This is a genomic window from Bradyrhizobium sp. BRP20 (genome assembly GCF_020194215.1).
Taxonomy (GTDB): domain Bacteria; phylum Pseudomonadota; class Alphaproteobacteria; order Rhizobiales; family Xanthobacteraceae; genus Bradyrhizobium; species Bradyrhizobium yuanmingense.
In genome coordinates this window covers 137,708-163,272 of sequence record NZ_JADYVY010000006.1, presented here as the reverse complement: position 1 = coordinate 163,272, position 25,565 = coordinate 137,708, and the positions used below count along the sequence as shown (strand labels likewise).

Genomic DNA, 25,565 nt, shown 5'->3' with positions numbered 1-25,565 from the left:
GGGTTGCGGGGGCCGGCCGTCTGTCCGCATGGGCGTGGGACTGCAAGTTGTGACCGCGCCGGTCATCGGATAGCGTCGGGCCTAGCCTTCCTTCGCGCAGTCGATCCTGCCATGCTCGCCCGTATCCTGCTCCTCCTGGCCTCGCTGCTCCCGGCCGCTTTGCGTGCCGAAGCAGCGCCGGCCGAGAAAGCCGGCTTCGCCTCCAGGCTGACGATCTATCTCGCCAAGGGACCACCCGATGCGTGCGGGCCGGGCTGCGATCGCTGGATCGCCATCGAGGGCGAGATCGATCGGGAGGCTGCGCTGCGCATTCGCCGCTTCCTCGCCGGCGTCAAGGACCTGCAGCGTCCGATTTACGTTCATTCGCCCGGCGGCAACGTCGAGCAGTCCTACGCGATCGCGCGGTTGCTGCGCAGCCGCAAGGCGATCGCCAGGGTCGGCCGGACGATCGCGACCGCCTGCGCCGCGGGCACGCAGGGAGACGCCGCTTGCCTGAAGCTCAAGAACGCGAGCGGCGAGGTCGAGGCCGAACTCACCACCGCCCGTGCCATGTGCAACTCGGCCTGCGCATACCTGTTTCTCGGGGCGGCATCGCGCGAGGTCGCCCCCGACGCCACAATAGCGGTCCATAATTCCAAGCTGGTGCTCGCCTTCGACGGACGGCCCGATCCGGCGGCAGTCGCGGAATACAGGCGCCGCCGGCTCCTTGCCGCCGACCGCGATCGCGCGGCGTTCATCGCCGCGATGGGAATTGGTCGCGAGCTCGATTCGCTGATCCGGACGGTGAAATTCGAAAGCCTGCACGTGCTGACGCGATCCGAGCTCCACGGTTTCGGCATCGACACGCGACCGCTAGCTGAGACAAACTGGTCGCTGGAGAAGGAGGCCCGGCCGTTCGTCCGCAAGATCGCGACCGCAAAGAAGGCGAACGGCTCCGCGTTCCGAACGATGGAGCTGCGCCTGTCTTGCGAAAGCAGCAAGGGCGCACCGCTGACATTTGCGGCCGAGGTCGACGAAACGGCCGCCGGCAAGAGCACGATCCTGATCACGGCGGATGCCGACAAGGAGAAGACGGCCGGAGGATCTCCGCTGCGGACCGGCAAGCACGAGGTCTGGCGCAGCAACATCGACCCCGACATGGTCAAGGCGATACTGGCCTCCCGCTCCCTGCATGTCCGCGAAAGCACGCCGATCGCGGACGACAAGACGGACATCATGACATTCGAGCTCGACCTGGCGGGCCTGCCGTCACAATGGGCTCGGCTCAAGGCATCCTGCGCATTGCCGACGCCGGGCCCGACAAGCTCCTGGCCGACGACGCCTGGGAAAGCGGCTCCCTGGCAGGCAGCTCATTGGCCCGAGAGCCCTTGGACGCCCGCCCCCCAACTGACCGTCAGCACAAACCCTCGGCCCGCTCCGTCGCCTTGAAATGACGTCGGACATCGCCTCGGGGGACGATTCAACGCGCAACATTCATTCACCCCTCGTCGAGCAGGGAGCGGACCTTGGCGGCCAGGTCCTCGATCGCAAAGGGCTTGGAAAGTAAATGCTTGCCGGCATCGAGCACGCCATTATGGACGATCGCGTTGCGCGTGTAGCCGGTGGTGAACAGCACTTTCAGATCCGGGTATCGTCTCGACAGCTCGGCCGCGAGTTCGGCACCGGTCATGTCGGGCATGACGACGTCGGTGAACAGCAGATCCGGAACGAAACCGCCTTCGATTTTGCCGATCGCCTCCCGGGCGCTGGCGGCCTCGACGACGGTATAGCCAAGCTCGCGCAGGCTTTCGGAGGAGATGCCGCGGACCCGCTCGTCGTCCTCGACGACGAGGATGGTCTCGCTCTGCGGACTTGCACCGGGATGCGGCACGCCGTGCGACGGAGTTGAGACAGGCCCCTCGCCCGCGAAGCGTGGAAGATAGATCTTCACGGTCGTGCCGACGTCCACCTCCGAATAGATTTTGACATGGCCGCCCGACTGCCGCACGAAGCCGTAGACCTGGCTGAGGCCGAGCCCAGTCCCCTTGCCGACGACCTTGGTCGTAAAGAACGGATCGAAGACCTTTCCCAGCACGTCCGCCGCAATGCCCGTGCCGTTGTCCGTCACCGCAATGAGCACGTACTGCCCGGGCTGCAGCGCGTATTCGCGGGCGTATTTTCGATCTATCGAGGCGTTGGCGGTTTCGATCGTCAGCCTGCCACCCTTCGGCATGGCATCGCGTGCATTGACAGCAAGATTGACGAGAGCGCTTTCGAGCTGCGCAGGGTCTGCCTTGACGCGCCATAGGCCAGCCGCGAGGACCGTCTCGAGACGGACGAGCTCGCCGAGCGAGCGCTCGAGCAGCTCACTCATCTCACCGACCATCTTGTTGATGTCCACGACCTCGGGCGCAAGAGGCTGCTGCCGCGAGAATGCCAACAATCTTTGCGTCAAGGTGGCGGCACGGTTCGCACCATCCGTGGCGCCATCGAGGAAGCGGTCAATGTTGAACTCGCCCTTGCCGAGCCGCCGCTTGGCGAGATTCAAGCTGCCGAGGATGACGGCCAGCATGTTGTTGAAGTCGTGGGCGATCCCTCCGGTCAATTGCCCGACGGCTTCCATCTTCTGCGATTGCCGCAATTGCTCCTCGGCCTTCATGCGCTCGGCGATCTCGTCGGCGACACGTTGCTCCAGCTCGGCATTGAGCGTTTCGAGCCTGGTCAGCAGCCCGGCATTGTCGATCGCGGTCGCGGCGTGGCCGGCGATACCGAGCAATGCGGCCTCGTGCTCCTCGTGGAATCGACCGACCTCCGCATGACCGAAGAAAAGCCCACCGAGCACCTCGCCGCTGCGCGAGATCACGGGGACCGCAAGGTATGACCGGACCGGGAGATGGCCCTCGGGCATGCCTTTCCGCGGCGCATTCTTGCCATAGCGCGGGTCTTGCAGGATGTCGTCCGACCTCACCACGCCCGTGCCCTTGAAGGTCGGCTCGAACACGGCGGTATTGCGCGGCATCGGGAAGTTTTCAAAAGCGGATCGCGGCGCGCCGGACAGCGAGTACAGCATGTAGCTGCCTCCGTCCGCGGCCGGGACGTTGTAGAAGAAGGCGCCGAACTGGGCGCCCGTCAGCTCGACGCCGGCATCCGTCACGATCTGGACGATCCTATCGAGATCGCGTTCGCGGGCAACTGATGCCCCTGTGTCGTTGAGGATCCTGAGATGACGCTCGGTCTTCTTTTGGGCGGAGATATCCAGCACAGTCCCGATGAATCGCGTGGCCTGACCATTGGAAAAGATCGTGTGGCCCGTTGCGGCGATCCAACGCTCGACGCCATCCTCGATACCGACGGTCCGGTATTCGATGTTGTAGCTTCCCGGAGAATTGGGCTGTAACGCGGTCGAGGCGGCCTCATGAGCGCGCTGCCTGTCGTCGGGATGAATGCCTTTCAGGAATGAGCCCTCATAGCTGACCTCGGCATTCGGTGAGAGACCGAACACCTCCTTGCAGCGGCTATCCCATCGAAGGACATCGTTGATCGGATCGTAGTCCCAGGTGCCGATTCCGGCGGCCTTGTTGGCGAGGACCAGCCGTTCGGCAGCTTCGCGCGCCGCCTGCTCGGATCGGACGCGCTCGATGTGCGCCCATGATCGCTCCGTCACCTCGGTCAGCAAGGCAAGTTCGCGCGGCGTCCACAGATGCGGGCCGCGGTGATGAATGGCCATCAAGGCGGTCAGGCGCCCTTCCTTCACCAAGGGCATGCAGATCGTCGAACCGATCCCGATGCGCTGGAAAGTGGCGGCTTCCTCGGGGGCGATCTCCTTCAGATTGTCGTTGATGATGAGGGGCCGCCCAGCGCCCAGCTCTCGCACCGCCTTCTCGCCGAAGTCGGCAAGACTGTAGTGCCCCACTATGTGCATCGCACCGGGGGCCGCCCAATCCCCGCGGATGGTGAAGCCGTCCTGATCGGGATCCATGTCGGCATAGGCGCAGTTGGAGACGCCGAGATACTCACCGACCATTCGCGTCGTCACTGCCATGACGCCGTCGGCATCGCGCGTCTTCGCCGTTTCCTTGTTGAGAGCGTCGAGGAAGATGAGCCGCGCCTCGTTCTCGCGCACCGCGCTCTCGGCGCGGCGACGTTCGACGGCGGTGCGGGTGCGTTCGGCAACCTCTCGGATGAGCTCTAGCTCTGCTGCGCTCCATTCGCGCGGCGTTGCATTGTTCAGGTAGAGCAGCGCCACGACCCCGTCGGGCTCGGAGATCGGCATGTTGACCAATGCGCGGGCCGAGATTGCCTCGAGAGCTCGGGCGCGGTCGCCGACGCGAGGGTCCTTTTCAGCATCAGCGCAGACGACCGTCTCACCCCGCTTCAAGTCTTCGATATAGCTGCCATAGTCGCGAAAGCGCAGCACGCCGGCCAGGCTCGAGATCCCAGGCGCATTCCAGTCGCGCGCGATGGTGATGGTCTCTGCGGAGGTATCGACGGTGCCGTAACCTGCCCGGCTGACATTGAGGCTGCGGCCCAGCAGCTCCGCCGCCGCATAGGCGAGATCGTCGGGGTCACCGATTTCCCGAATATGGTCGCCGAGGGCGGCTAAGACGGCGTTGCGTTCGGCCGAGGGCATCCCGGTCGTTGTCGTCATCGCTCATCCCCGAACACGTCCCTCGCTCCACCTGCACACCGATGAAACGGTAACCGTAGGATTGCCCTTAGGTTCCCCGGCGCAAGGGGGGTGCTCCGGATGCTGCTTAGCCGACGTGGCGTGATGCGGCGGAAGCGCGCTCTCAAAGGCGGCTTAGACCGGCGTATAGATCACGAGCTTCAACGCGGGATCGTCATTGGCCTGGAAGCTGGTGTGCTCGAAGTGCAGCACGCCCTTGGTCGGATGGTTCATGGTCTTGCGGCCCGAGATGGTGCTGCGAACGTCGTGCGCCTCCCACCATTCGACGAATTCCGGACTGCTCTCGCGCAGCCGCGTCAGCAGCTCCGTGAAGGCGGGATCGCCGGCCCAGACGTCGTGATTGGCGCGAAACATCGCCACCATCGCCTTGGCTACGTCGGTCCAGCCGGCGCCGTAGGATTTTCGCGTCTGCTTGTTCGTCAACATAAGAAGCAGCGTGTTGCGATCCTGCTCCGGCAATCGCCCGAACCCGAACACCTCCTCGGCCGCATCGTTCCAGGCCAGCACGTCCCAGCGCCGGCCGGTGATGTAGGCCGGCTGATGCAGGCTCTCGATCATGCGACGAATGGGCGGAGGCACGATCTCGCGGGTGAAGGGGCTCCTTGCGGGCTCGCGCGCCAGCGCCTTGAGGTGGGCGTGCTCGGCCTTGCTGAGACGGAGGGCCCGGGCCAGCGCATCCACGGTGGTCACGGACGGGCTGACCGTGCGGCCCTGCTCGAGACGGATGTACCAGTCGACGCCGATGCCGGCGAGCTGCGCGACTTCTTCGCGGCGCAGCCCCGCGGTGCGCCGGCGCCGGCCCACCGGAAGCCCGACCGCCTTCGGCGACAGCTTTTCGCGGCGGGACCTCAGGAAGTCCCCGAATTCAACGCGGCGTGGATCGACCATGGCGGGTGTCCCGGCGATGGAGGGCCTATGAAATACTAGGATAATACCAGGCCTTCCTGACTTCCGCCAGGGCAGCGCATACGGACCTCACCCGACGTCGAGGTGAACATCATGAAAGCTGCCGTACTCAAATCCTTCGGCTCGCCGCTGGCGATCGAGACTGTCCCCGAACCGGTGCTCGGCACCGGCGAGGTCATCGTCGACGTCGTCGCGACGCGCGTGCTGTCCTACATGAACGAGGTCTTCGACGGGACGCGCAACTACGCGCTCGACCTGCCAATCATTCCAGGCCCAGGCGGCATCGGCCGCGTGCGCGCGATCGGTCCGGACGCGACCAGGCTTGCCGTCGGCAACTGGGTGTTCTGCGATCCGACAGTGCGCTCGCGCGATGACGCCGCGGCGCCGGATATCGCCCTGCAGGGCCTGACCGCCGCGGGACCCGGCGGCATGCGCCTGCAACAGCACTTTCGCCACGGCTCCTTCGCCGAGCAGATGCGGGTGCCGACCGAGAACGTCAAACCCCTCGGCCCGATCACGTCCGAGCAGGCGAAACAATGGTGCGCGCTGGGCACGTCGCTGGTGCCCTATGGCGGCTTCCTTGCGGCAAACCTTCGCCCGGGCGAGACCGTGCTGGTGAGCGGCGCCACCGGCAATTTCGGCAGCGCCGCCGTCTCCGTCGCGCTGGCGATGGGCGCAGCCTGCGTGGTCGCGCCGGGCCGCAACGAACGGATCCTCGCCGACCTCGTCCGCCGCTTCGGGGCGCGGGTGAAGCCGGTCAAGCTCTCGGGTGACGAGGACGACGACCGTGAGACGATGAAGCGCGCCGCACCGGGGCCGATCGACTGCGTCTTCGACATCATGCCGCCCTCGGTGAGCCCGACTGTCGTGCGCGCGGCAGTCATGACGGTCCGCGCTTACGGACGCGTCGTGCTGATGGGTGGCGTCGGCATGGCGGGCGGGCCGGGCCTCGAGCTGCCCTACCCCTGGATCATGCGCAACTGCATCAGCATCCACGGCGTCTGGATGTATCCGCCCGATGCGGCCAGCCGCCTGATCGCACTGGTGCGTGCCGGGCTGCTGCGGCTGGAAGAGTACGAGACAGAGACCTTCGATCTCGACCACGCCAACGAAGCCGTGGCGCATGCTGCCGCCAATGGCGGACCGTTCAAATTGACGGTGATCAGGCCCTGAATCGTGAGGCGGCGACGGACCGCCGTCTTCGATTTTTTTCGGAAGTCTCACCAAGCACTTGGCTACTGTGCATGGGGTTGTTTTCGAGCTCTTTAGTCGAGCTCGACCACCTGGCCGTTCGACAGCGAGACCCGCCGGTCCATGCGGCCGGCGAGCTCCATGTTGTGGGTCGCGATCAGCATCGACACATGCGTCGCCTTGACCAGCTGCATCAGGGCCTGGAACACGTGCTCGGCGGTACCAGGATCGAGATTGCCGGTCGGCTCGTCCGCAAACAGCACGCGCGGCGCGTTGGCGACCGCACGGGCGATGGCGACACGCTGCTGCTCGCCGCCGGACAGCTCGGCGGGACGATGGGTGATGCGGTCGCCGAGGCCGAGATAGCCGAGGATCTCCTTGGCACGCTTGACGGTCTCGGACTTCTTCAGGCCGCGGATCATCTGCGGCAGCATGACGTTCTCGAGCGCCGAGAACTCCGGCAGCAGCCGGTGCGACTGGTAGACGAAGCCGATATCGGTGCGGCGCAGCTGGGTGCGCTCGATGTCGGGCAGTTGCGAGGTCGGTGCGCCCGAGACATAGACCTCGCCGGAATCGGGGGCTTCCAGCAGCCCCGCGATGTGCAGCAGCGTCGACTTGCCCGAGCCCGACGGCGCCACCAGGGCGACGGACTGGCCGGCCCACAGCGCCAGCTTGGCGCCGTCGAGGATCGTCAGCGGCACCTCGCCCTGCAAGTACTGCCGCTTTATCTCGTGGAGATAAATGACCGGTACATCTTCTGCCCCCTGCTGCTGCTCCATCAGTCCCTCACTCGTACCGGAGCGCTTCGACGGGATCGAGGCGCGCGGCGCGCCACGACGGATAGAGCGTCGCCAGGAACGACAGCGTCAGCGCCATGATGACGACGGCCGTGGTCTCGCCCACGTCGATCTCGGCGGGCAGTTTCGACAGGAAGTAGAGCTCCGGCGAGAACAGCTCGGTCGAGGTCAGCCAGGACAGGAATTGCCGGATCGATTCGATGTTGACGCAGATCACGAGGCCGACGCAGAAGCCGACCAGCGTGCCGACCACGCCGATCGAAGCGCCCGTGATCAGGAATATCCGCATGATCGATCCCTGCGAGGCGCCCATGGTGCGCAGGATCGCGATGTCGCTGCCCTTGTCCTTCACCAGCATGATCAGGCCGGAGACGATGTTGAGCGCGGCAACCAGCACGATCATGGTCAGGATCAGGAACATCACGTTGCGTTCGACCTGGAGCGCGTTGAAGAAGGTCGAGTTGCGCTGCCGCCAATCGACCAGGAAGATCGGCCGGCCCGCCGCCTCCGTCACCGCCTTGCGGAAGGCGTCGATCCTGTCGGGGTTGGTCGTGAACACCTCGATCGAGGTGACGTCGTTGCTGCGGTTGAAATAGGCCTGCGCCTCGGCAAGCGGCATGAACACGAAGCCGAGATCGTATTCGGACATACCGATCTCGAACACCGCGACGATCTTGTACGGTTTTATGCGCGGCGTCGTTCCCATAGGCGTCACTGCGCCCTTCGGCGCCACCAGCGTGATGCTGTCGCCGGCATGCAGCGAAAGCTGATCGGCGAGGCGCCGGCCGATCGCAACGCCCTGCCCTTCGTCAAAGCCCTCGAGGGAGCCCTGCTTGATGTTCTTGGCGATCGAGGTGAGGTTGTTGAGATCGTCGGAGCGGATGCCGCGCACCAGGACGCCCGAGGCGTTCCAAGGCGATGACGCCAGCGCCTGACCGTCAACCACCGGCGCCGCGAGCCGGATGCCCTCGACCTGGCTGAGGCGGTCGGCAACGTCCTTCCAGTCGGTCAGCGGCGATTCCAGGGGCTGGACCAGGATGTGGCCGTTGAGGCCCAGGATCTTGTCGAGCAGTTCCTTGCGGAAGCCGTTCATCACGGCCATGACGATGATCAGCGTCGCAACGCCGAGCATGATGCCGAGAAAGGAGAACCCGGCGATGACCGAGATGAATCCCTCTTTCCGCCGCGCCCGCAAATAGCGCGCCGACAGCATCCACTCGAATGGCGCGAAAGGCGCGGTTTGCACGGTTTCGGTCATGGTCTCATCCATCGCTCGATAATCCCATGATTCGGGGTCAATTGTGGCCGGATTGGCGGCCGCGATATCGCGCGATGAACAATATTCAGCCGATCAGCCTTCTCAGCCCACAAGTCTTGCAACCGCGTCGGCAGGCGACATGGTCTCGCGCGCGCCGTCGCTGCGCCGCTTGATCTCGACCTTGCCGTCGGCGAGCCCCTTCGGCCCGATCATGATCTGCCAGGGGATGCCGATCAGGTCGGCGGCGGCGAATTTGGCACCGGCGCGTTGATCGGTGTCGTCATAGAGCACGTCGATGCCCTTGGCCGTGAGCTCGGCATAGAGCTTCTCGCAGGCCGCATCGACGGCCGCATCGCCCTGCTTCAGGTTGAGGATCGAGACGCGGAACGGTGCCACCGCTTCCGGCCATTTGATGCCGGCATCGTCATGGCAAGCCTCGATGATGGCACCCAGCAGGCGCGAGACGCCGACACCGTACGAGCCGCCATGGATCGGCACGTCGACACCATCAGGCCCCGCCACGAGCGCCTTCATCGGCTCGGAATATTTGGTGCCGAAATAGAAGATCTGGCCGACCTCAATGCCGCGGGTGTTCACCCGCTTGTCCACCGGCACCTCCTGCTCGAACCGCGCGGCATCGTGGACGTCTTCGGTCGCCGCATAGAGCGAGGTCCATTGCTTGATGATCGGCGTCAGGTCGCTCTCATAATCCACGTCCTCGCCCGGCACCGGCAGGTCCAGCACGTCGCGATTGATGAACACGCCGGATTCGCCGGTCTCGGCGAGCACGATGAACTCGTGGCTGAGATCGCCGCCGATCGGGCCGGTCTCGGCGCGCATCGGGATCGCCTTCAGCCCCATCCGCGCGAAGGTGCGCAAGTATGCGACGAACATCTTGTTGTAGGCGACGCGCGCCGCGGCCTCGTTGAGGTCGAAGGAATAGGCGTCCTTCATCAGGAACTCGCGGCCGCGCATCACGCCGAAGCGCGGACGCTGCTCGTCGCGGAATTTCCATTGGATATGATAGAGATTGAGCGGCAGGTTCTTGTAGGACTTCACATAGGCGCGGAAGATCTCGGTGATCATTTCCTCGTTGGTCGGTCCGTACAGCAGCTCGCGCTTGTGGCGGTCGGCGATGCGCAGCATCTCCGGGCCGTAGGCGTCGTAGCGGCCGCTCTCGCGCCAGAGGTCGGCGAGCTGGAGCGTCGGCATCAAGACCTCGATCGCGCCGGAGCGATTCTGCTCCTCGCGCACAATCTGCTCGATCTTCTTCAGCACGCGAAAGCCGAGCGGCAGCCAGGCATAGATGCCCGCCGCCTCCTGCCGGATCATGCCGGCACGCAACATCAGCCGATGCGAGACGATCTCCGCCTCTTTCGGATTTTCCTTCAGGATGGGCAGAAAGAACCGCGACAACCGCATGGTAATACTCTGGGAATCAGTGATCGCCTGCAGTGAAACCGGATTGGGAGCGAAAACACAAGACGGGAATGAGGAAAAGCCGCTAACGCGGCGAAATAGCTGTCATTTTTCCGTTGCCTTCAGGTTTGACTTCAGGAGCACCGTGCTCAGCAAAGCCGGTAAGCCTAGGGCGGCGGCACCTCGAGTTCATCCGCCAGCGTGATCTTCTCGAAATCGCTCACAAGCGCCTCGATCCGCACACGCCAGCGGCCGGCGAAGGGCAGCTCGACCCTGCGCACGTGCCAGTAGCCATCCGGCCCGAGCAAGGCGACCCGTTCCATCGGCTCGATGCCACGCTCGGGCAGACTGAGGGTCAACGTCACCTCTTTGGCCGCCAGGGGCGTCCCCTCGCCGGTCATGAGCTGGAGCACGAAATCGTCCTTGCCGACCTTTCCAGGTGACACCAGCACCTGGAACATCGCCTTGTCGCCGTGGATGTGGATCGCCAACGGCGTCTCCGGAATGATCGTTCGCGGCGGCGGCGTGAAGCGCCAGCCGGCGACGACGGCAAAGATGGCGAGGGCGATCACGCATTCGAGGAGGATCGAGCGCTTGAGGATGGTCTGGGCTCCACGATCGCGGGCGAGTGCCGGAGTGAGGCGGAAGCGGTTGAGCGCCGCAAGTGCGAGCAGCATGAGAACCAGGCCGAGCTTGATCGAGAGGATGAGGCCATAGCGGGTCTCGACCAACGCCGAAACTTTTTCGAGCTGAACAATCGCAAGGGCGAGGCCCGTCAATGCCAGCACGCCGACCGCCGGCATGGCGATGCCCGAGAAGCGCTTCACGACGGCGAGTGTTGCCGGCGTCGGCTTCGACAGCAAAGCCGCGAGCGGAGCAAGAGCGCCGATCCATAGCGCAACGCACAGGCCGTGAAGAAACATCGCCGGGCGCATCATCATTCGAGGCGGCGCCGTTGCGGCATGCCCGCTCATGGCGAGCGACAGGCCCACGCCGACCATGGCAATGATCGCAAGAGCCCGCGAAGACCATGCGCTGCGGAGCGCCAGCAAGGCGAACAGCATCGCGGCGGCAGCAACTAGAAACGCGCGGCCGGCACTGGTTGCGACCGCGACCTTCCAAGGCGCGGCCGTCGCGAGCGCCGCCGGCGGCAGGCCGAGGAGATCGAGGCCTAGCGCTCCGAGCGATACCACTGCGCTCGAAAGGCCGACCGCGAGTGCCATGCGCGGCACGGTCATGCCGGCCAGAGACCATGATATCCAGCGCGCAAACCACACACCGCCGACGCCTATGAACAGACCGAGATACAGGCCAACGCGCGCCAGCCAGATCAGCGCGGCCAACCAATGGTCAGTACTCGCGGACGGCTTCGTCTCCGACGGCATGCCGACTGAAAACATCACCGATCCCACGATCGGATGGCCATCCTGCGAGACCACGCGATAGCTGACGACCGCGGTCCCCTCAGGCAGATCCGCCGGCATCTGGATCGAAATCGTGTCGCCGGACGCACTGACGCGCGTCTCGTCCCGCGCCCTGCCCGTCCCGTCGATCAGCCGGATCGCGCCCGGCGTTACCGGTTCGTTGAACCGCAGCTCCACCACCTTGGGCGCGGTCGCGAGCGTGCTGCCGCTCGCCGGCTCGACCGAGATCAGCGCCGCATGCGCGAGCGCACCGCTCGCGAAGCCCGCAGCGAAGAGCAGCGTCGCGAGCGCTGCGAGGAGGCGCATCAGGGTTTCGGCAGGAGCTTGACGCCAGGCGCCGGCGACTTGCCCTCATGCGAATGGCTTGACCCCTCGGTTGGGATCTCGATCCAGCGACGAACGCCGGTCTCGCATTCCTGAACCACTGGGAAGTACAAGGTCGTGTTCGCCTTGAGCTTGTCGGTCAGCACCGTCTGCATGATGAACTCGTCATAGTTCTTGTCCGCCAGCTTACCGCCGGACCACGCCACCTCCTTGACGCCGGACGAGAGCTTGTTGCCGTGATAGTCGTATTCCCCCGCATATTTGCCCTCGACGACGTCGATGGTCCAGCCGGCCTTCGGCATCGGCTTCACCGCGATGACCCCTTCCGGAATCTGCACGCGGAGCTTCACCGTCGGCGAGCCCGCGCAGCCATGCGGCACGGTGAACACCGCCTTGTAGGACGCGCCGATTGTGGCGTGCTTGGTCTCGAGAGAGACATGCGCCGCCACTGGTGATGCGGCGACCGCGGCAATCAGAATCAGGCAGCATCGCTTCGACATATTCGGTCTCCCGAGAGTCCAGAACAGTCTCATTTCATCTTCATTCCCGAATGATCCGGCATTTTCTTCATGTCCATGTGACCCGAGTGCCCCCCACCGCCCGGTGCTTGCGCGCCGACGCCCTGGACGTCGAGCGCAACGGTGATCTTTCCGGCCTTCTCGAACTGAAGCGTCACCGGCACCTTGTCGCCCTGCTTGAACGGCCCCTTCAGCTCCTGAAGCATCAAATGATTGCCGCCGGGCGCGAGCTTCACGGTCTTGCCGGGCTCGATCGCCAGTCCCTTGTCGAGCGCGCGCATCTTCATCACGCCGTTGTCCATGGCCATCTCGTGAATCTCGGCCTTGCCTGCGATATCGGCGGACACGCTGACCAGCCTGTCGGCGGCGCTCCCCTTGTTTTCGATGGTCAGATAGCCGCCGGCGACCTTGGCGCCGCCCGGCGTCGCCCGGCTCCAGGCCTGCGAGATGACGAGATCGCCGGCCTTGACGTCCTCGGCTGCGACCCCCGCGCTGGTGCCGAGCAGCATGGCGACGGCGAGAAGTGATAGATTGATCCTGTTCATTTGGTTCCCTCGGCTTTGATCTGATCGAGCACGGTCGGTCTTGGTGGTTTCGGCAGCCTCAGTGCGCTTTACCATCGATACCTCATTCCGGTGTAGACCGCCCGGCCCGCACCTGGCTCGAACAACGCCGACGTCGCGGTGGCGCGATCGATGATACTGGCGCTTGCAATGTAGGTCCTGTTGGTGAGGTTTCGACCCTCGATATAGGCGGAGAACGGTCCGCCATTGTCGAAGCCCGCTTTCAATCCGAGCAGTGCATACGGCTCCGTCGTCAACGTGTTCATACTGTCGACGAAATAGGCCTGCGGCACCCATTCGACGTTCGGACCAGCATAGAACCCGGTCGGATGCTTATAGAGCAACTCGGCGCGCAAATAGTGACGCGGCGCGCCGGGCAGCTGGTTGTTGCCGAACGCCGTGTCGCTGTCGAAGCGAAAATCGCTGTAAGTATAAGCGAGGTTGAGCCACACCTTGTCGGGCGCGCCTCCTGTCACGAAGATATCGCGGAAGATTGCTGCCCCTGCCCCCGCCTCGACGCCCTGGTGGAAGGTTCGGTCGGCATTGGTCACGTTGCAATTGCCGAACGCGCTGTACAGGCACAGCAGCTCATCGCGGATATCGGCGCGATAGGTGGTCAATTCCCACGAATAGTCGGGCCGTCGCATGCGGGTCCCTATCTCGTAGGTCGTCGCAATCTGCGGGCGGATGCTGGTGAACGGAATCGTCGGAATGCCAGGACCGCGCGCGCTCTCGCCGAAGCTCGGCACTTCGGCGCTCCGCGAAACATTGGCGAAGGCCTGCCACGTCGGGTCGATCTGCCACAGCAGGCCCGCCTTCGGCGACCACAGATCAAAGCGGGTTGCTCCCGACTGGTCGCCGTCGCTGAGAAACCGGTCCTGCCGATTGCGGGTCGCATGCAGGAATTGCGTGCCGGCGATCGCGGCGACATTCGGCAGAAAGTAGAAGCTGTCCTCCACGTAAACCGAGGTGTTCTCCGAGCGATCGATCGACGACGACAGCAATGCCCCCTTCTGTCCGGCAATGTTGGCGAACTGCTGGTTGTCGATGCTGCCGTTCAACAGGTTGACGCCCGCAACCAGCCTGTTGCGGTAACCGCCGATGATGCGGTCGTCCGTAACCTTCGCGAAGCCGCCATAATCCTTGTAGCGATAATCGAGCCACTGGAAGATCGGATGCATGAGGTGCCGGTCGACGCCGAAAGCGCCGAACTCCAACCTGGTGTCGTCGAATCGGATCGTCGTCTTGTTTGCCAGCCTGATCGTGTCGATGTTGCGCTGCTGGTCCAGCGCAACGTTCGCCGGAGCCGCGGCCTCCGGATTGGTCAAGGCAGACGCCTTGGTGACGGTTCCTGGAATGCGCTGCCGCACCTCGTTGGCGTTAAGATAGAATCGCGTCTCGAAATCCGGCGAGAACTGGTAGCCAACATTGCCGCTCACGCGGTTGCCCGAGCCGAAGCTGTGATCGCGGAAGCCGTCCGTGGCCTGCGTTGATGCGGTGACGAAACCATCCCACGGCCCGTTGGCGCCTCCTGCATTGGCCTGCAGTCGCCTGAAGCCGAAGGCTCCCACGTCGAGCGAGACTCCATTCGGAAATCGGTCGCGTCCCGATGGTGTCACGAAGTTGACGGCGCCTCCCAGCGAATTGGCTCCGAACTGCAGCGCGTTCGCGCCCTTGTACACCTCGACGTATTTGTAGGCGGTCGGGTCGATCTCCTGGAAATCGCCGTAGCCGTCCGCCGTATTGATCGGGATGCCGTCCATGTAAAGCTGCACGCCGCGCAGATGGAAATTGCGCGACAGGCCGGATCCGCGGATCGAAAGCCGGGTGTCGTCACCCCATTTCGGCTGCGCAAACACGCCGGGAACGTAGTCCAGGACATCCTTGATCGTGCTGGCGGGAGTCGAATTCCGGTAGGCCTCCGCTGCGACCAGCGCTACGCCGCCCGGCGTCTGGTTGATCTCGCTCAGTGCCTGCTGGGCGGTGAGAACCGTCAGGGCACCAGGACCGAGGCCCCCTTCGGAAGCTGCCGTCGGTTGCGGACGCGCAGTTGCGGGCGCGCGGGCCCGCGTTGATCGCGCGGCGGTTCGCTGTGCGCGGGCTGGAGAGGCCCGTTTCTCCCGCGGCGCGTCGACTGTGACGGGAGGAAGCTCGCGTCGGTTTTCCTCCGCGATTGCGTTGGATGGCACAACGAGGGCAGAAGCTGAGGCAAGCAGAATTTTGCGTGCGGAAAGCAGTCGAAAGAAGCCTGTACGAGGCATGAGGTCATTCCTGATGCCGGCAGAGAGCCGGTGCATAGCGATCCCGGCACGGCCGAAGCCGGCGCGGAGCTGAAGGTTTCGCGGATCAGGAAATGCGAGGGGGAGCGCGCGCCCAAGCGCTCGAACCGTCGATGGCGGCGAGGACGGGCGCGTTCGCCACGTGCCAGACGATGCGGGCGATGGGGCGGACGGGAGTTGAGAACGCCGCATGGGGCGGCGCGTCAAGCGAGGCGTCAGCGTGCGCGAGGCAGCAAAGCGCACATGCGCCAGCTTTTGCGGCCGGTGTCCCGGTCTCGTCGACCGGGCCGCCCTGCTCACTTGCGCTGTGGCAGATGACGCCTGCAGAGAACGGATCGGCCGCAGCCTGGCCGGCCGCGAGACAGGCGGCGATCGGCGCCAGCACCTGCATCACCAGGGCGAGCAGGACCAGAGGCAGGAATTTTTGCAGACGTGCGCGCATCCGCCGGACCATTCGTTCGTGCGCTAACTAATCACTCGGGCGCGGCCGAGTCGAGGCCAGTTCCACCGCCTGTTGGGCCCTGCGCAAACTGCTCGCAAGCTTGTGGTCGGACGACCCCACCCTCCGGCGGGCCGGCATCTGAGGCAGGAAAACCCGCCCGGCCATCCACAAATTTCTTATATCTGTCATATATTTAGGGGGCCGGAAGCCCGATCGTTTCGTCAGTTGCTCCTATTTTGAACATTCGTTGCCGAAAATGATGACAAGTGAGAAAAGTTGATCTAGCATCCCTCTTGCTCAGGCGCTGACCGCGAGGTCGAGGCCTGGTGGTCCAAGTCTCGGGAGGAGCCCCTGGCGCGCAAAACGCAGCGTCGCCCCGTCAATCAAGATCAAATCTTAAGATCGGGGATAATAGGGTCGACACAATTTTTGAGCGGGGCCAGGGCCCCGCTCTTTTTTTGCCCGCGGCGCTGAACCGTCGATGAACGCGGCCTTTCATCCCATCCACGACAGCTTCGAACGTGCGGCCTCGCGCTGCGCCGACCTCACGCCGTTCGTCTATCGACGTCTGTTCGATCTCCATCCGGAAACGCAGGCGATGTTCCGCACGGACGGCGGTGACCTCGTGAAGGGGTCGATGCTGGCGCTGACGATCGAGGCGATTCTCGACTTCGCCGGCGAGCGCCGCGGGCATTTCCGGCTAATCGCGTGCGAGGTCGCCTCGCACGACGCCTATGGCGCGCCGCGCGAGCTGTTCATCGCGTTCTTCGCCGTCATCAGGGATGCGCTCCGCGATCTGCTCGGCGATGAATGGACGCCCGAGATCGCGCAGTCCTGGGATACATTGCTCGCCGAGATCGACGCATTCGCCGCCGCGGCCACCTGACGCTTTGCGCTGCACCAACGCACGGGCTGCGACGACGCTGCGGCTGAATGCAGATTGAGTGCGAACAACTCTTGTGAGAGACTTTCGGAGATCGGTAGCGCTACCAATGACGCGCCGACGACAAAATATATGGGAGCGAGCGATGTCCGGGACGAAAGATTTCTCGACGACCAGGCGCGATCTTCTTCAGGCGGCTGCGGCCGCCGGCGCCGGAGCTGCCATCCTCGGCAGCATGGGCATAAACCCCGCACTGGCCGCAGTCGGACGCAGCGAGAAGCCGTTGAAGGCGGCGTTCTCCAACGCCGGCCTCCAGGCCACCTGGTGCGCGCAAGGCAAGCAGGCGGCGGAATTCTGGGGCAAGCTGTTCAATGTCGAGGTGACCTGGTTCGACGGGCAGCTCGATGCGGTGAAGCAGCGCGCGGCGATCGACAACATGGCCTCGCAGAAATGGGACTTCGTCGCGATCCAGGCCTTCGGCATCGGCACCCTCACCCAGCCGGTGCAGAAGATGATCGATGCCGGCACGCCTGTGATCGACATGGACACGCTGATCGCGCCGCTCGATCAGATCAACGTCCATTCCTTCCTCGCTCCCGACAACGAGTTCATGGGCGCTTCGGTGACACAGGCGCTGTGCAACGCCATGGGCGGCAAGGGCAAGATCATCATGACGCAGGGCGCGCTCGGCCACACCGGTGCGCAGGGCCGCGCCAAGGGCTTCAACTCGGTCGTCAAGCAATTCCCGGGCATCGAAGTGCTGGACACCCAGCCGGCCGATTGGGACGTCTCGAAGACCGCCCGTCTCTGGGAGACCTATCTGACCAAATACCCGCAGATCGATGCGGCCTTCTTCCACAATGACGACATGGCGCTGGCCGCCGCCAACATAATGAAGGCGCGCAATCGCACCAACATCCTGATCGGCGGGGTCGACGCCATGCCGCCGGCGATCCAGGCGGTCAGCGAAGGCCGCATGTTCGCGACCGTCCGCAATCCGTCCTGCCGCATCCATGGCGGCGCGATCGTCGCGGGCGTCTCCGCCGTGGTCGGCGGCGAGAAGAGCGGACAGGGCATCCCGAAGAACGTCGTCACCGACGGTCCGGTCGTGACCAAGGCGAACGCGGCCGGGATGCAGTGGATGCAGGATCACTTCCTGATCTGAGCGTCCAGATCTTTCATGAGCGTGGGACAACAGCCCATCCTGGAACTGCAGGGCATCACGAAGAGCTTCGGCGGCGTCGAAGCGCTTCGTGGTGTCGACTTTGCGCTTTATCCCGGCGAGATCCACGGTCTCGTCGGCGAGAACGGCGCCGGCAAGAGCACGCTGATGAAGATCATCGCCGGCGTGCACACCGAGTTCTCCGGCCGCTTCCTGGTCGACGGCCAGGAGATGCATTTTCGCTCGGCGCGCGATGCGCATGCCGCCGGCATCGCCATGGTGCACCAGGAGCTCAGCGTCGCGCCCGACCTGACGGTCGCGGAGAACGTCTTTCTCGGCAACCAGCCGACCAACGCCCTCGGCCTCGTGCAATGGCGGCGGATGGCGCGCGAGGCGGGCGAGCAGCTCGCCCGCTTCGGCATCGACGTCGATCCGATGGCGCGGCTCGGCGACCTTCCGATCGGGCTGCAGCAGTTGATCGAGATCGCGCGCGTGCTGTTCTCCGGCGCGCGCATCGTCATCCTGGACGAGCCGACCTCCGCCCTCTCCCCGCCCGAGGTCGAGCGCCTGTTCAAAGCGCTCCGGCGGCTGCGCGAGCAAGGTACTGCGATCGTCTTCATCTCGCATTTCATCGAGGACATCCTGCTGGTGTCCGACACGGTGACCGTGTTCCGCAACGGCCGCAAGGTTGCGGAGACGGCGAGCGCCGCGACCAGCAAGTGCGCGCTGATCGAGGCCATGATCGGCCGCGGCGGCGAGGCGCTCGAGCACAGCTACACCGACGACCTGATGCTGCCGCAACCGAGCGACAGCAAGGTGATTCTTAGGGTCGATCAGCTGTCGCTGTCCCGCAGCCTTCAGGACGTCTCGTTCGAGGCCCGCGCCGGCGAGGTGCTCGGCATCTATGGCTTCATGGGTTGCGGCCAGCAGGAGCTGTCGCGCGTCCTGTTCGGCAAGCTGAAGCCGGACGGCGGGACGCTTGCAGTCGAAGGCGTGACGAAAACGTTCGCCAGCACGGCGGCGGCGCGCCGCGCCGGCGTGGCGCTGGTGCCGGAGAGCCGGCGCGACATGCTGTTCCACCAGGAGCCGGTCTACAAGAACATCTCGATCAGCATTCTCGACCGCATCTCCTCGCTGCTGCTCAAGCCGGCGCAGGAGCGCGACATCGCCAAGCGCCAGGTCGAGCAGCTGCAGATCAGGCCGCCAGTGGTCGGTCTCGATCTCGGCATGCTCTCGGGCGGCAACCAGCAGAAGGTCGCGCTGGCGAAATGGCTGACCTATCCGCCCAAGCTGCTGGTGCTGTGCGAGCCGACCCGCGGCATGGATGTCGGCGCCAAGAACGACGTCATCAACATCGTGCGCGACCTCAGAACGAAGGGGCTCGCGATCATCGTGCTGTCGACCGAGCCGGAAACGGTGCTGTCGCTGGCCGACCGCATCCTCGTGCTCAAGCGCGGCGCATTGGTGCGTGAATTCAAGAACGAGCCGGTCAGCAAGGACCGCCTGCTGGAAGCGGCGTGACGGAGAAGCACATGAGCAGCGAGACGGCTTTGGCGACAGGACAACGGGCACGGGGCCTTGCGCCCTTCCTGCGCTCGCAGATGCGCAACATCGCCCCGTTCCTGACGCTGATCTTCCTCACCGCCTTCTTCGCCTTCGCCAGCCCCTCCTTCGCGACGCTCGACAATCTCGGCAACATCCTGACCCAGGTGTCGGTGACGGGCATCATCGCCGTCGGCCTCACCTTCGTGATCCTCTGCGCCGAAATCGACCTGTCGGTCGCCAGCATCGCCAACGTCACGGGCATTGCGGTCGCCTACTTCACGCTGCAGGAATCCTACGTCAACATCGCCAACATCCCCCTGCCCGGCGCCGTCGCGATCATCCTGTCGCTCCTGCTCTGCGCCCTGCTCGGTCTCGTCAACGCGGTGGGGCTGACCGTGATCGGCATCCCCTCCTTCATCATGACGCTGGCGATGATGCAGATCGCCGCCGGCATCTCCGCGCTGCTGGTGCGCGGCCAGATCGCCTACAAGGTGCCGAGCCTGATCACGACGCTCGGCTCCGGCTCGATCGGCGGCATCCCCTGGATCGTCATCGTCGCCGCCATCATGCTGCTCGGCGGCCATCTGGTGCTGACCTACACGCGCTTCGGCCGCTACGTCTACATGGTCGGGGGCAATCGCGAGGCGGCCGAATATTCGGGCCTCAACGTCAAGCTGATCCTCGGTGCGGTCATGGTGATCTCGGCGGTGTGCTCGGGCCTCGGCGGCATGCTCGGCGTCGCCCATTTCGGCAGTGCGCAGCAGAACGAGTTCGACACCTACCTGCTCGATTCCATCGCCGCGGTCGTGGTCGGCGGCACCAGCCTCTTCGGCGGCCGCGGCGGCATTGGCAACACCATCGTCGGGCTTTTCGTCCTCGGTGTGCTCAATAACGGCCTCGACCACGTCAACATCGACAGCTTCCTGAAGATCCTGATCCGCGGCCTGATCCTCCTGGCGGCGCTGGTCATCAACGTCTATGCGCAGCGCTTGAGGGAGAAAGCGGCGGAATAGACGGCCGGCAAGACAAAAGTGCGAAAACAACCCCATGCACAGTAGCCGGCGCCAACGGAATCAATGACTTGCCGACGGGCGTCGTAAACTTGCGGATTTTACGAAGCCGATTTGCTCCGTCGGGCAAAACAGGGGTATGATGTCATCATCGGCAGCCGGCTTCGAAAGGCCGGTGCACCCCCGTCACTGCGAGCGCAGCGAAGCAATCCAGAGTCTTTCCGCGGCTGCATTTCTGGATTGCTTCGCTGCGCTCGCAATGACGATGTAGCGGCAGAAGGAATACGGCCTAGCACTCGGCCTTCGCGTTTGATGGCAATCGCGAGAAGCGGAAATTGCAGTGGCTGGCGCCGCCGGCCAGCGTCTGGGTCCGTTCCAGGCGGATGCCTCGCGTGGCGTAGGCGACGAAGTCGAGGCCGCAGATGGTCGGCAGGATCTCGGTGTCGCCGCGGCGCGCCGCGAGCTTGCAGAAGCCGCAGGCCTTGTAGTCGATGCCGAATTCGAAGCTGTCCTGCGGACCCGGCTCGACGAAATCGTAGACGAAATCTTCCGGAAACTCGGCTTGGTGAGCCTCTGTAACGCTCCTTGCCGCCTGCTCGCGCATCAAGGCCTGGTTCTCCGGCGACATGAACTGACGCCCCGCGGCGAGACGCTCGGCTTCGGGTGCCGTCAACAGCTGCGCCTTATAGGTTTCTCGCTCGATCTCGCCGATCACGGGCACCGGGACGCCGTGGCGCCGCAGCACACGACTGATGGCCATGAAGCCGGTCAGGCGCATGAAGAAATCGCTCATGCGGCTTCCCGCGCCGCCGACATAGGGCATCTGGGTGAGGACGATCTCGAATTCGTCCATCACTTGCTGCCTGATTGCGTCGATATCGGAGAGATGCGCGCGCTCGCGGAGCATCGGTTCGGCAAGGTCTATTCGCTCGCGCATGGCGGCCTCCATCGCGCGGCGATGCGTCTGGTAGAACGGATGAATCTCAGCCATTGGACACCTGATATGATTGGCTCATTGCAACATCGACGACCGCTTCATTCCGCGGCGATCGCCTCGATCTCCAGCAGCCATTTGCTGTCGACGGTCTCGACCACCACGACCGTCAGCGCCGGCTGATGCTCCCCGAGCACCCGCGGCGAATGGCGCGGTTGGCGACGACTTGACTGCGGTCCGTCAGGAACGTGGTGACCTTGACCAGGTGCTCGACTCCGAGACCTGCCGCGGCCAGCACCTCCCTGACATTGCGCCAGGCCTGCTCGCATTGCGCCTCGAAGCCGTCGGGCACGGTGCCGTCGGAATTTTGAGGGACCTGGCCGCTGATGAACAGCAGTCGGCGATGCTGCTTCAGCTCCAGGCCCATGCAGTAGCCGCCGGCGGGCGGGTGAACCGTTGCGGGATTGTGGCTGACGATGTGAGCTGGCGACATGACGTTTCTCCAGATTTTGCGCGTCAAGCGTATCCGGCGGCATCACGCTAGCGCAAAGCATCATTGCTGCGGTTCAGCGCAAGAAAATCTATTGCAAGGACGCGGCCTATCGGTGTCAAAGTGCAATTGCGATGACCTACGCCCTTCCCCCGCTCAACGCGCTCCGCGCCTTCGAGGCCGCCGCGCGCCATCTCAGCTTCAAGCTGGCCGCGCACGAGCTGCACGTCACGCCCGCGGCCGTGGGGCAGCAGGTGAAAGCGCTGGAGGCGCGCCTCGGCGTGCAGCTGTTCGAGCGGCTGCATAAGCAGCTCATCCTCACCGAGGCCGGCCGGGCGTATCTGCCCGGGATCTCGGAAGGCTTTCGCCACATTGCGGAGGCGACCTCGCAATTGAAGCCGTCAGGCACGGTGCTGCTGCAAGTGGGGGTGCACGGAAGTCACGACCTGCGCCGCCTCCAGCTTGCGGCGTTTCGCAGCGCACATGCGGAGATCGGCTTGAGCGTGCTGCAGCCCGCCGGCCTGCATGAGCTCGTCGAGGGAAAGGTGGACCTCTTGATCGGTCGCGGCGTGAGCCACCATCCCGGCTATCGCTGTGAACGGATCGATGAGGGATCAGGCGCGGGTGATTGGCTGGTTGCGCCAGAAGGCACGGCAGATTGTCCGGAGGTGGTCAGTTTTCGCGTGTGGCTACGCGCCCTGCCCGCGGCGAAACCGCTCGCAAATCACCGCCCGCGTCTGGTCGGCGGCGTCGGGAGTTGACGGAGCCGAAGGTTGCGTGCCGAGGCCCGGGACTTCCGTTCAACTCAACGCCCTACCCGTAAAGAGAAAAATCGCGATGACCGTCTAGGGCGCGTACTCATAAACCCGCCCCGCAACGGCGGGAACTCGGTGGGTGCCTTAGATTAGCATCTGGCACCAGCAGACCAACCCAATTCCGTTGTGAACGACCGCACGCCATATTAGCCTAGTCGAAACCTCCTCGGGTGAGGGCCGAAATGAACCTCGAAGACTTGTACCGGCTTCTGCGCAGCGAGCATGTCCAGGCGCAAGGGATCGTTGATACCCTGGAGGAGCCGTTGCTGGTGCTTGACCAGAGCGGTTGTGTCCTTACGGCCAATCGCGGGTTCTACGAAACCTTCAGGGTGGCTCGGGATGACACAGTCGGGCGCAGCCTGTTCAACCTTGGCGACGGTCAGTGGGACATACCCGAACTCAGGCGCCTTGTTGGCGAGATCATCCCCCGTTCTACCGCCGTCGTCGGATACGAGGTAAAAGCCGACTTCCCGACCATCGGTCCGCGCACAATGCTGGTCAGTGCGCGTCGCCTCGTTCACCCCGACAATAACAGCACCAGCATCTTGATCCTGTTCGAGGACGTGACCGACAGGCGCCACAGCGAGGCGCAAAAAGACATTCTTCTCGCCGAAACGCGCCATCGGATGAAGAACCTCCTCGGGATCATTCGCTCTCTTGCCAATCAGACCGATGTGGAAGGCCGGTCAGCCAAGGAGTACCGCGATGCCTTCTTGGGGCGGCTCCAAGCTGTGGCCGAAGCCGAGACCCTCGCCCTGGCCGGCAGCGCCGAAGCCGATCTGGGTGTTCTGGTGGAGCAGTCGTTGAAGGCCGCCGGTCCGGAGCGATACCGGCTGATCGCCGGGCCAGCAGTTCGCCTCAGCCCACGGCAAGTCGTGCCGATGAGCCTCATTCTGCATGAACTCGCCACCAATGCTTTGAAATATGGAGCGTTCTCCAACTCTGGAGGGCTCGTCCACCTGAGCTGGCGCACGTCGGAAGAGCAGGGCAAGACCTTCCTGCACATCGACTGGCGAGAGGAAAACGGCCCACCCGCTACTTCGCCAACTCGCTCCGGATTCGGCTCCAGGCTGATCGAGCTCAGCGCCGTGCAGGGCTTACGCGGCGCCGTGGAACTGAAGTATGAGCCAACCGGTTTAAGGGTTCACATCACCGCGCCTGTGGAGTCTTGAACCCCCGGGGACACATTGTGCACGATGCTCCCCGAATCTTGGTCGTCGAAGATGAGTACCTCATCGCATTGGAGCTCGACACCCAGTTGAGGGCTGCCGGATACCAGGTGATCGGTCCCGTCCCAGACATTGATGGCGCTTTGAAGCTGCTCAAGGCTGACCGGCCCGACGCGGCCATCCTCGACGTCAACCTCGCTGGCGAATGGGTCACCCCCGTCGCGCAAGCGCTCCAGGCGATGTCCGTACCGTTCATTCTTGCCAGCGGCTACGTTGCCGCCGATCTCCAACGCGCTCCAGTATTGCGCGACGCCGTCAATGTCGGAAAATCGTGGAGGCCCGATTATCTCCTCAAGGCCCTTCGGAGCGTCCTAGAGGGGAAGTAAGGAACTCGCTCGGGGCTCTCGCAGTCACTAGTATAGCCTCCGCGCGTCGTTGCCGTGACTAGCCCCGCTGTCGCAGAGCCTCGACGGGGTCGAGCCGCGCAGCTCGCCACGATGGATAGAGCGTTGCGAGGAATGACAGGGTCAGCGCCATGATCACGACCGCTGCGGATTCCACGGGATCGATCTCCGCCGGCAGTTCTGACAGAAAATAAAGCTTTGGCGGGAACAACTCGGTACGCGTCAGCCAGGACATCAATTGCCGGACCGCTTCGATATTCCTGCAGACGAGAAGCCCGACGCCGAAGCCGACCAGCGTTCCGGCCACGCCGATCGAAGCGCCGGTGATCATGAACGTCCGCATGATCGCGCCCCGTGAGGCGCCCATGGTCCTGAGGATCGCGATGTCGCTGCCCTTGTCCGTCACCAGCATGATCAGACCGGACACGATGTTCAGCGCGGCCACCAAAACGATCAGGCTGAGGATGAGGAACATCACATTTCGTTGGACCTCGAGCGCGTTGAAGAACGTCGTATTGCGCTGTCACCAGTCAACGAGGAAGATTGGTCGACCAGCCGCTTCCGCTACCGTCTTGCGAAACAGGTCGATCCGATCGGGATTGGCCGTGAAAACCTCGATCGCGGTCACGTCCTGATTGCGGTTGAAAAAGGCCTGCGCTTCTGCGAGCGGCCTGAAGATGACGCCCGCGTCGTATTCGGACATCCCAATCTCGAAGACAGCCGCGACTCGATATTTCTTGACGCGCGGCATCATGCCCATGGGCGTGACTGCGCCGCGTTGCGCAACGAGCGTGATATGGTCACCGGCATGGACCGAGAGTTGATCGGCAAGACCCTGGCCGATGGCGACGCCCTGGCTCTCGTCAAAATGTTCAAGTGAGCCCTCCTTGATGTCATTGGCTATCGAGGGAAGCTGAACGAGATCCGCCGCCCGAATGCCGCGCACCAAAACGCCGGAAGCGTTTGACGACGATGCCAGTGCCGGGCCGTCAACAACCGGTACCACCAACCGAACACCCTGCACCTGGCCGATGCGTTCGGCGACATCTTTCCAGTCCGTCAGAGGGGTCTCCAGTGGCTGCGCCACAATATGCCCGTTGAACCCGAGGATCTTGCCCAAAAGTTCGGTGCGAAAACCGTTCATCACCGCCATGACGATGATCAGCGTGGCGACCCCGAGCAAGATTCCCAGAAACGAAAACCCCGCGATGACTGAGACAAACCCCTCTTTGCGACGGGCACGTAGATAGCGTGCAGCGAGCATCCATTCGAACGGCGCAAAGGGTCCTGCTTGCGGCGAATCCATCACGGTCTCGTCCATCATCCGATGAGGTCCGGCATTCTGTTCTGTTATGATCGGATTGGC

General features: G+C 64.0%; 20 protein-coding genes and 2 pseudogenes. 9 read left to right on the top strand and 13 right to left on the bottom strand.

Translation table 11 applies throughout. The annotated features are described in order from the left end of the window. Window positions 1–111: 111 nt before the first annotated feature. Window positions 112–1,428, top strand: coding sequence for a hypothetical protein (locus I6F33_RS16485; protein WP_225143344.1), 1,317 nt, complete (start codon window positions 112–114; stop codon window positions 1,426–1,428). A gap of 49 nt (window positions 1,429–1,477) precedes the next feature. Here the strand turns inward: I6F33_RS16485 and I6F33_RS16480 are convergent, their stop codons facing one another. Both I6F33_RS16480 and I6F33_RS16475 read right to left on the bottom strand, forming a co-directional pair. Continuing rightward, complete coding sequence (locus I6F33_RS16480; RefSeq protein WP_225143341.1) at window positions 1,478–4,627, bottom strand: GAF domain-containing protein; 3,150 nt, start codon at window positions 4,625–4,627, stop codon at window positions 1,478–1,480. A 153-nt stretch (window positions 4,628–4,780) separates the two neighbouring features. Next, a complete protein-coding gene (locus tag I6F33_RS16475) occupies window positions 4,781–5,554 on the bottom strand; it encodes a helix-turn-helix transcriptional regulator (protein WP_109143604.1) in 774 nt (257 codons plus the stop codon). A gap of 111 nt (window positions 5,555–5,665) precedes the next feature. Between I6F33_RS16475 and I6F33_RS16470 the strand changes: the two genes are divergently transcribed. Continuing rightward, window positions 5,666–6,745, top strand: coding sequence for a zinc-binding alcohol dehydrogenase family protein (locus I6F33_RS16470; RefSeq protein ID WP_225143338.1), 1,080 nt, complete (start codon window positions 5,666–5,668; stop codon window positions 6,743–6,745). 92 nt (window positions 6,746–6,837) lie between these two features. On the opposite strand, the gene I6F33_RS16465 is transcribed toward I6F33_RS16470, so the two are convergent. The 8 genes from I6F33_RS16465 to I6F33_RS16430 form a co-directional block, all read right to left on the bottom strand. Beyond that, a complete protein-coding gene (locus I6F33_RS16465; RefSeq protein WP_036010093.1) occupies window positions 6,838–7,542 on the bottom strand; it encodes an ABC transporter ATP-binding protein in 705 nt (234 codons plus the stop codon). 7 nt (window positions 7,543–7,549) lie between these two features. Beyond that, entirely contained in the window at window positions 7,550–8,830 is a 1,281-nt protein-coding gene (locus tag I6F33_RS16460; RefSeq protein WP_036010095.1) for a lipoprotein-releasing ABC transporter permease subunit, read from the bottom strand. Window positions 8,831–8,920: 90 nt separating this feature from the next. Beyond that, window positions 8,921–10,240 (bottom strand): proline--tRNA ligase, encoded by a 1,320-nt coding sequence (proS, locus tag I6F33_RS16455; protein WP_225143337.1) that lies wholly within the window; start codon window positions 10,238–10,240, stop codon window positions 8,921–8,923. Between the two features lie 164 nt (window positions 10,241–10,404). Next, on the bottom strand, window positions 10,405–11,967 hold the full coding sequence (locus I6F33_RS16450; protein WP_036010101.1) for a copper resistance CopC/CopD family protein: 1,563 nt from the start codon (window positions 11,965–11,967) through the stop codon (window positions 10,405–10,407). Beyond that, window positions 11,967–12,485 (bottom strand): YcnI family protein, encoded by a 519-nt coding sequence (locus I6F33_RS16445; protein ID WP_036010104.1) that lies wholly within the window; start codon window positions 12,483–12,485, stop codon window positions 11,967–11,969. Before I6F33_RS16445 ends, I6F33_RS16450 begins: the two co-directional genes overlap by 1 nt. A gap of 29 nt (window positions 12,486–12,514) precedes the next feature. Further along, window positions 12,515–13,012, bottom strand: a complete 498-nt coding sequence (locus tag I6F33_RS16440) for a copper chaperone PCu(A)C (RefSeq protein WP_225143513.1) — start codon at window positions 13,010–13,012, stop codon at window positions 12,515–12,517. A gap of 104 nt (window positions 13,013–13,116) precedes the next feature. Further along, the gene (locus I6F33_RS16435) at window positions 13,117–15,327 is read right to left on the bottom strand and encodes a TonB-dependent receptor (RefSeq protein WP_225143335.1); all 2,211 of its coding nucleotides are present in this window, start codon (window positions 15,325–15,327) and stop codon (window positions 13,117–13,119) included. A gap of 85 nt (window positions 15,328–15,412) precedes the next feature. Beyond that, complete coding sequence (locus I6F33_RS16430) at window positions 15,413–15,787, bottom strand: DUF2946 family protein (protein WP_193374985.1); 375 nt, start codon at window positions 15,785–15,787, stop codon at window positions 15,413–15,415. Window positions 15,788–16,268: 481 nt separating this feature from the next. Here I6F33_RS16430 and I6F33_RS16425 point away from each other — a divergent pair, with 481 nt between their 5' ends. The 4 genes from I6F33_RS16425 to I6F33_RS16410 all read left to right on the top strand — a co-directional run bounded on the left by I6F33_RS16425 (window position 16,269) and on the right by I6F33_RS16410 (window position 20,390). Next, window positions 16,269–16,673, top strand: coding sequence for a globin (locus I6F33_RS16425; protein WP_225143333.1), 405 nt, complete (start codon window positions 16,269–16,271; stop codon window positions 16,671–16,673). Between the two features lie 142 nt (window positions 16,674–16,815). Further along, window positions 16,816–17,835, top strand: coding sequence for a sugar ABC transporter substrate-binding protein (locus I6F33_RS16420; protein WP_036010114.1), 1,020 nt, complete (start codon window positions 16,816–16,818; stop codon window positions 17,833–17,835). 15 nt (window positions 17,836–17,850) lie between these two features. Further along, the gene (locus I6F33_RS16415; RefSeq protein ID WP_225125180.1) at window positions 17,851–19,353 is read left to right on the top strand and encodes a sugar ABC transporter ATP-binding protein; all 1,503 of its coding nucleotides are present in this window, start codon (window positions 17,851–17,853) and stop codon (window positions 19,351–19,353) included. A gap of 11 nt (window positions 19,354–19,364) precedes the next feature. Next, window positions 19,365–20,390 (top strand): ABC transporter permease, encoded by a 1,026-nt coding sequence (locus tag I6F33_RS16410; protein WP_225125179.1) that lies wholly within the window; start codon window positions 19,365–19,367, stop codon window positions 20,388–20,390. Between the two features lie 286 nt (window positions 20,391–20,676). Here the strand turns inward: I6F33_RS16410 and I6F33_RS16405 are convergent, their stop codons facing one another. Then, window positions 20,677–21,378 carry an L-2-amino-thiazoline-4-carboxylic acid hydrolase gene (locus tag I6F33_RS16405; protein ID WP_225143331.1) on the bottom strand — a complete coding sequence of 234 codons (702 nt, stop codon included), beginning with the start codon at window positions 21,376–21,378 and terminating at the stop codon, window positions 20,677–20,679. A 44-nt stretch (window positions 21,379–21,422) separates the two neighbouring features. Continuing rightward, a pseudogene (locus I6F33_RS16400) lies at window positions 21,423–21,814 on the bottom strand (RidA family protein). Between the two features lie 131 nt (window positions 21,815–21,945). On the opposite strand from I6F33_RS16400, the gene I6F33_RS16395 reads away from it, so the two are divergent. The 3 genes from I6F33_RS16395 to I6F33_RS16385 all read left to right on the top strand — a co-directional run bounded on the left by I6F33_RS16395 (window position 21,946) and on the right by I6F33_RS16385 (window position 24,181). Further along, a complete protein-coding gene (locus tag I6F33_RS16395) occupies window positions 21,946–22,572 on the top strand; it encodes a LysR family transcriptional regulator (RefSeq protein WP_225143327.1) in 627 nt (208 codons plus the stop codon). Between the two features lie 236 nt (window positions 22,573–22,808). Next, on the top strand, window positions 22,809–23,798 hold the full coding sequence (locus tag I6F33_RS16390) for a sensor histidine kinase (protein ID WP_225143325.1): 990 nt from the start codon (window positions 22,809–22,811) through the stop codon (window positions 23,796–23,798). Window positions 23,799–23,836: 38 nt separating this feature from the next. Then, a complete protein-coding gene (locus I6F33_RS16385; protein WP_249786997.1) occupies window positions 23,837–24,181 on the top strand; it encodes a response regulator in 345 nt (114 codons plus the stop codon). Between the two features lie 58 nt (window positions 24,182–24,239). Here I6F33_RS16385 and I6F33_RS16380 read toward each other — a convergent pair. Then, window positions 24,240–25,520, bottom strand: a pseudogene (locus tag I6F33_RS16380) (lipoprotein-releasing ABC transporter permease subunit). Window positions 25,521–25,565: the final 45 nt, after the last annotated feature.

Excerpts from the sequence above, each read along its gene's own strand:
- I6F33_RS16485 (WP_225143344.1), top strand. The coding sequence starts at position 112 with ATGCTCGCCCGTATCCTGCTCCTCCTGGCCTCGCTGCTCCCGGCCGCT.
- I6F33_RS16480 (WP_225143341.1), bottom strand. The coding sequence starts at position 4,627 with ATGACGACAACGACCGGGATGCCCTCGGCCGAACGCAACGCCGTCTTA.
- I6F33_RS16475 (WP_109143604.1), bottom strand. The coding sequence starts at position 5,554 with ATGGTCGATCCACGCCGCGTTGAATTCGGGGACTTCCTGAGGTCCCGC.
- I6F33_RS16470 (WP_225143338.1), top strand. The coding sequence starts at position 5,666 with ATGAAAGCTGCCGTACTCAAATCCTTCGGCTCGCCGCTGGCGATCGAG.
- I6F33_RS16465 (WP_036010093.1), bottom strand. The coding sequence starts at position 7,542 with ATGGAGCAGCAGCAGGGGGCAGAAGATGTACCGGTCATTTATCTCCAC.
- I6F33_RS16460 (WP_036010095.1), bottom strand. The coding sequence starts at position 8,830 with ATGGATGAGACCATGACCGAAACCGTGCAAACCGCGCCTTTCGCGCCA.
- proS (WP_225143337.1), bottom strand. The coding sequence starts at position 10,240 with ATGCGGTTGTCGCGGTTCTTTCTGCCCATCCTGAAGGAAAATCCGAAA.
- I6F33_RS16450 (WP_036010101.1), bottom strand. The coding sequence starts at position 11,967 with ATGCGCCTCCTCGCAGCGCTCGCGACGCTGCTCTTCGCTGCGGGCTTC.
- I6F33_RS16445 (WP_036010104.1), bottom strand. The coding sequence starts at position 12,485 with ATGTCGAAGCGATGCTGCCTGATTCTGATTGCCGCGGTCGCCGCATCA.
- I6F33_RS16440 (WP_225143513.1), bottom strand. The coding sequence starts at position 13,012 with ATGCTGCTCGGCACCAGCGCGGGGGTCGCAGCCGAGGACGTCAAGGCC.
- I6F33_RS16435 (WP_225143335.1), bottom strand. The coding sequence starts at position 15,327 with ATGCCTCGTACAGGCTTCTTTCGACTGCTTTCCGCACGCAAAATTCTG.
- I6F33_RS16430 (WP_193374985.1), bottom strand. The coding sequence starts at position 15,787 with ATGCGCGCACGTCTGCAAAAATTCCTGCCTCTGGTCCTGCTCGCCCTG.
- I6F33_RS16425 (WP_225143333.1), top strand. The coding sequence starts at position 16,269 with ATGAACGCGGCCTTTCATCCCATCCACGACAGCTTCGAACGTGCGGCC.
- I6F33_RS16420 (WP_036010114.1), top strand. The coding sequence starts at position 16,816 with ATGTCCGGGACGAAAGATTTCTCGACGACCAGGCGCGATCTTCTTCAG.
- I6F33_RS16415 (WP_225125180.1), top strand. The coding sequence starts at position 17,851 with ATGAGCGTGGGACAACAGCCCATCCTGGAACTGCAGGGCATCACGAAG.
- I6F33_RS16410 (WP_225125179.1), top strand. The coding sequence starts at position 19,365 with ATGAGCAGCGAGACGGCTTTGGCGACAGGACAACGGGCACGGGGCCTT.
- I6F33_RS16405 (WP_225143331.1), bottom strand. The coding sequence starts at position 21,378 with ATGGCTGAGATTCATCCGTTCTACCAGACGCATCGCCGCGCGATGGAG.
- I6F33_RS16395 (WP_225143327.1), top strand. The coding sequence starts at position 21,946 with ATGACCTACGCCCTTCCCCCGCTCAACGCGCTCCGCGCCTTCGAGGCC.
- I6F33_RS16390 (WP_225143325.1), top strand. The coding sequence starts at position 22,809 with ATGAACCTCGAAGACTTGTACCGGCTTCTGCGCAGCGAGCATGTCCAG.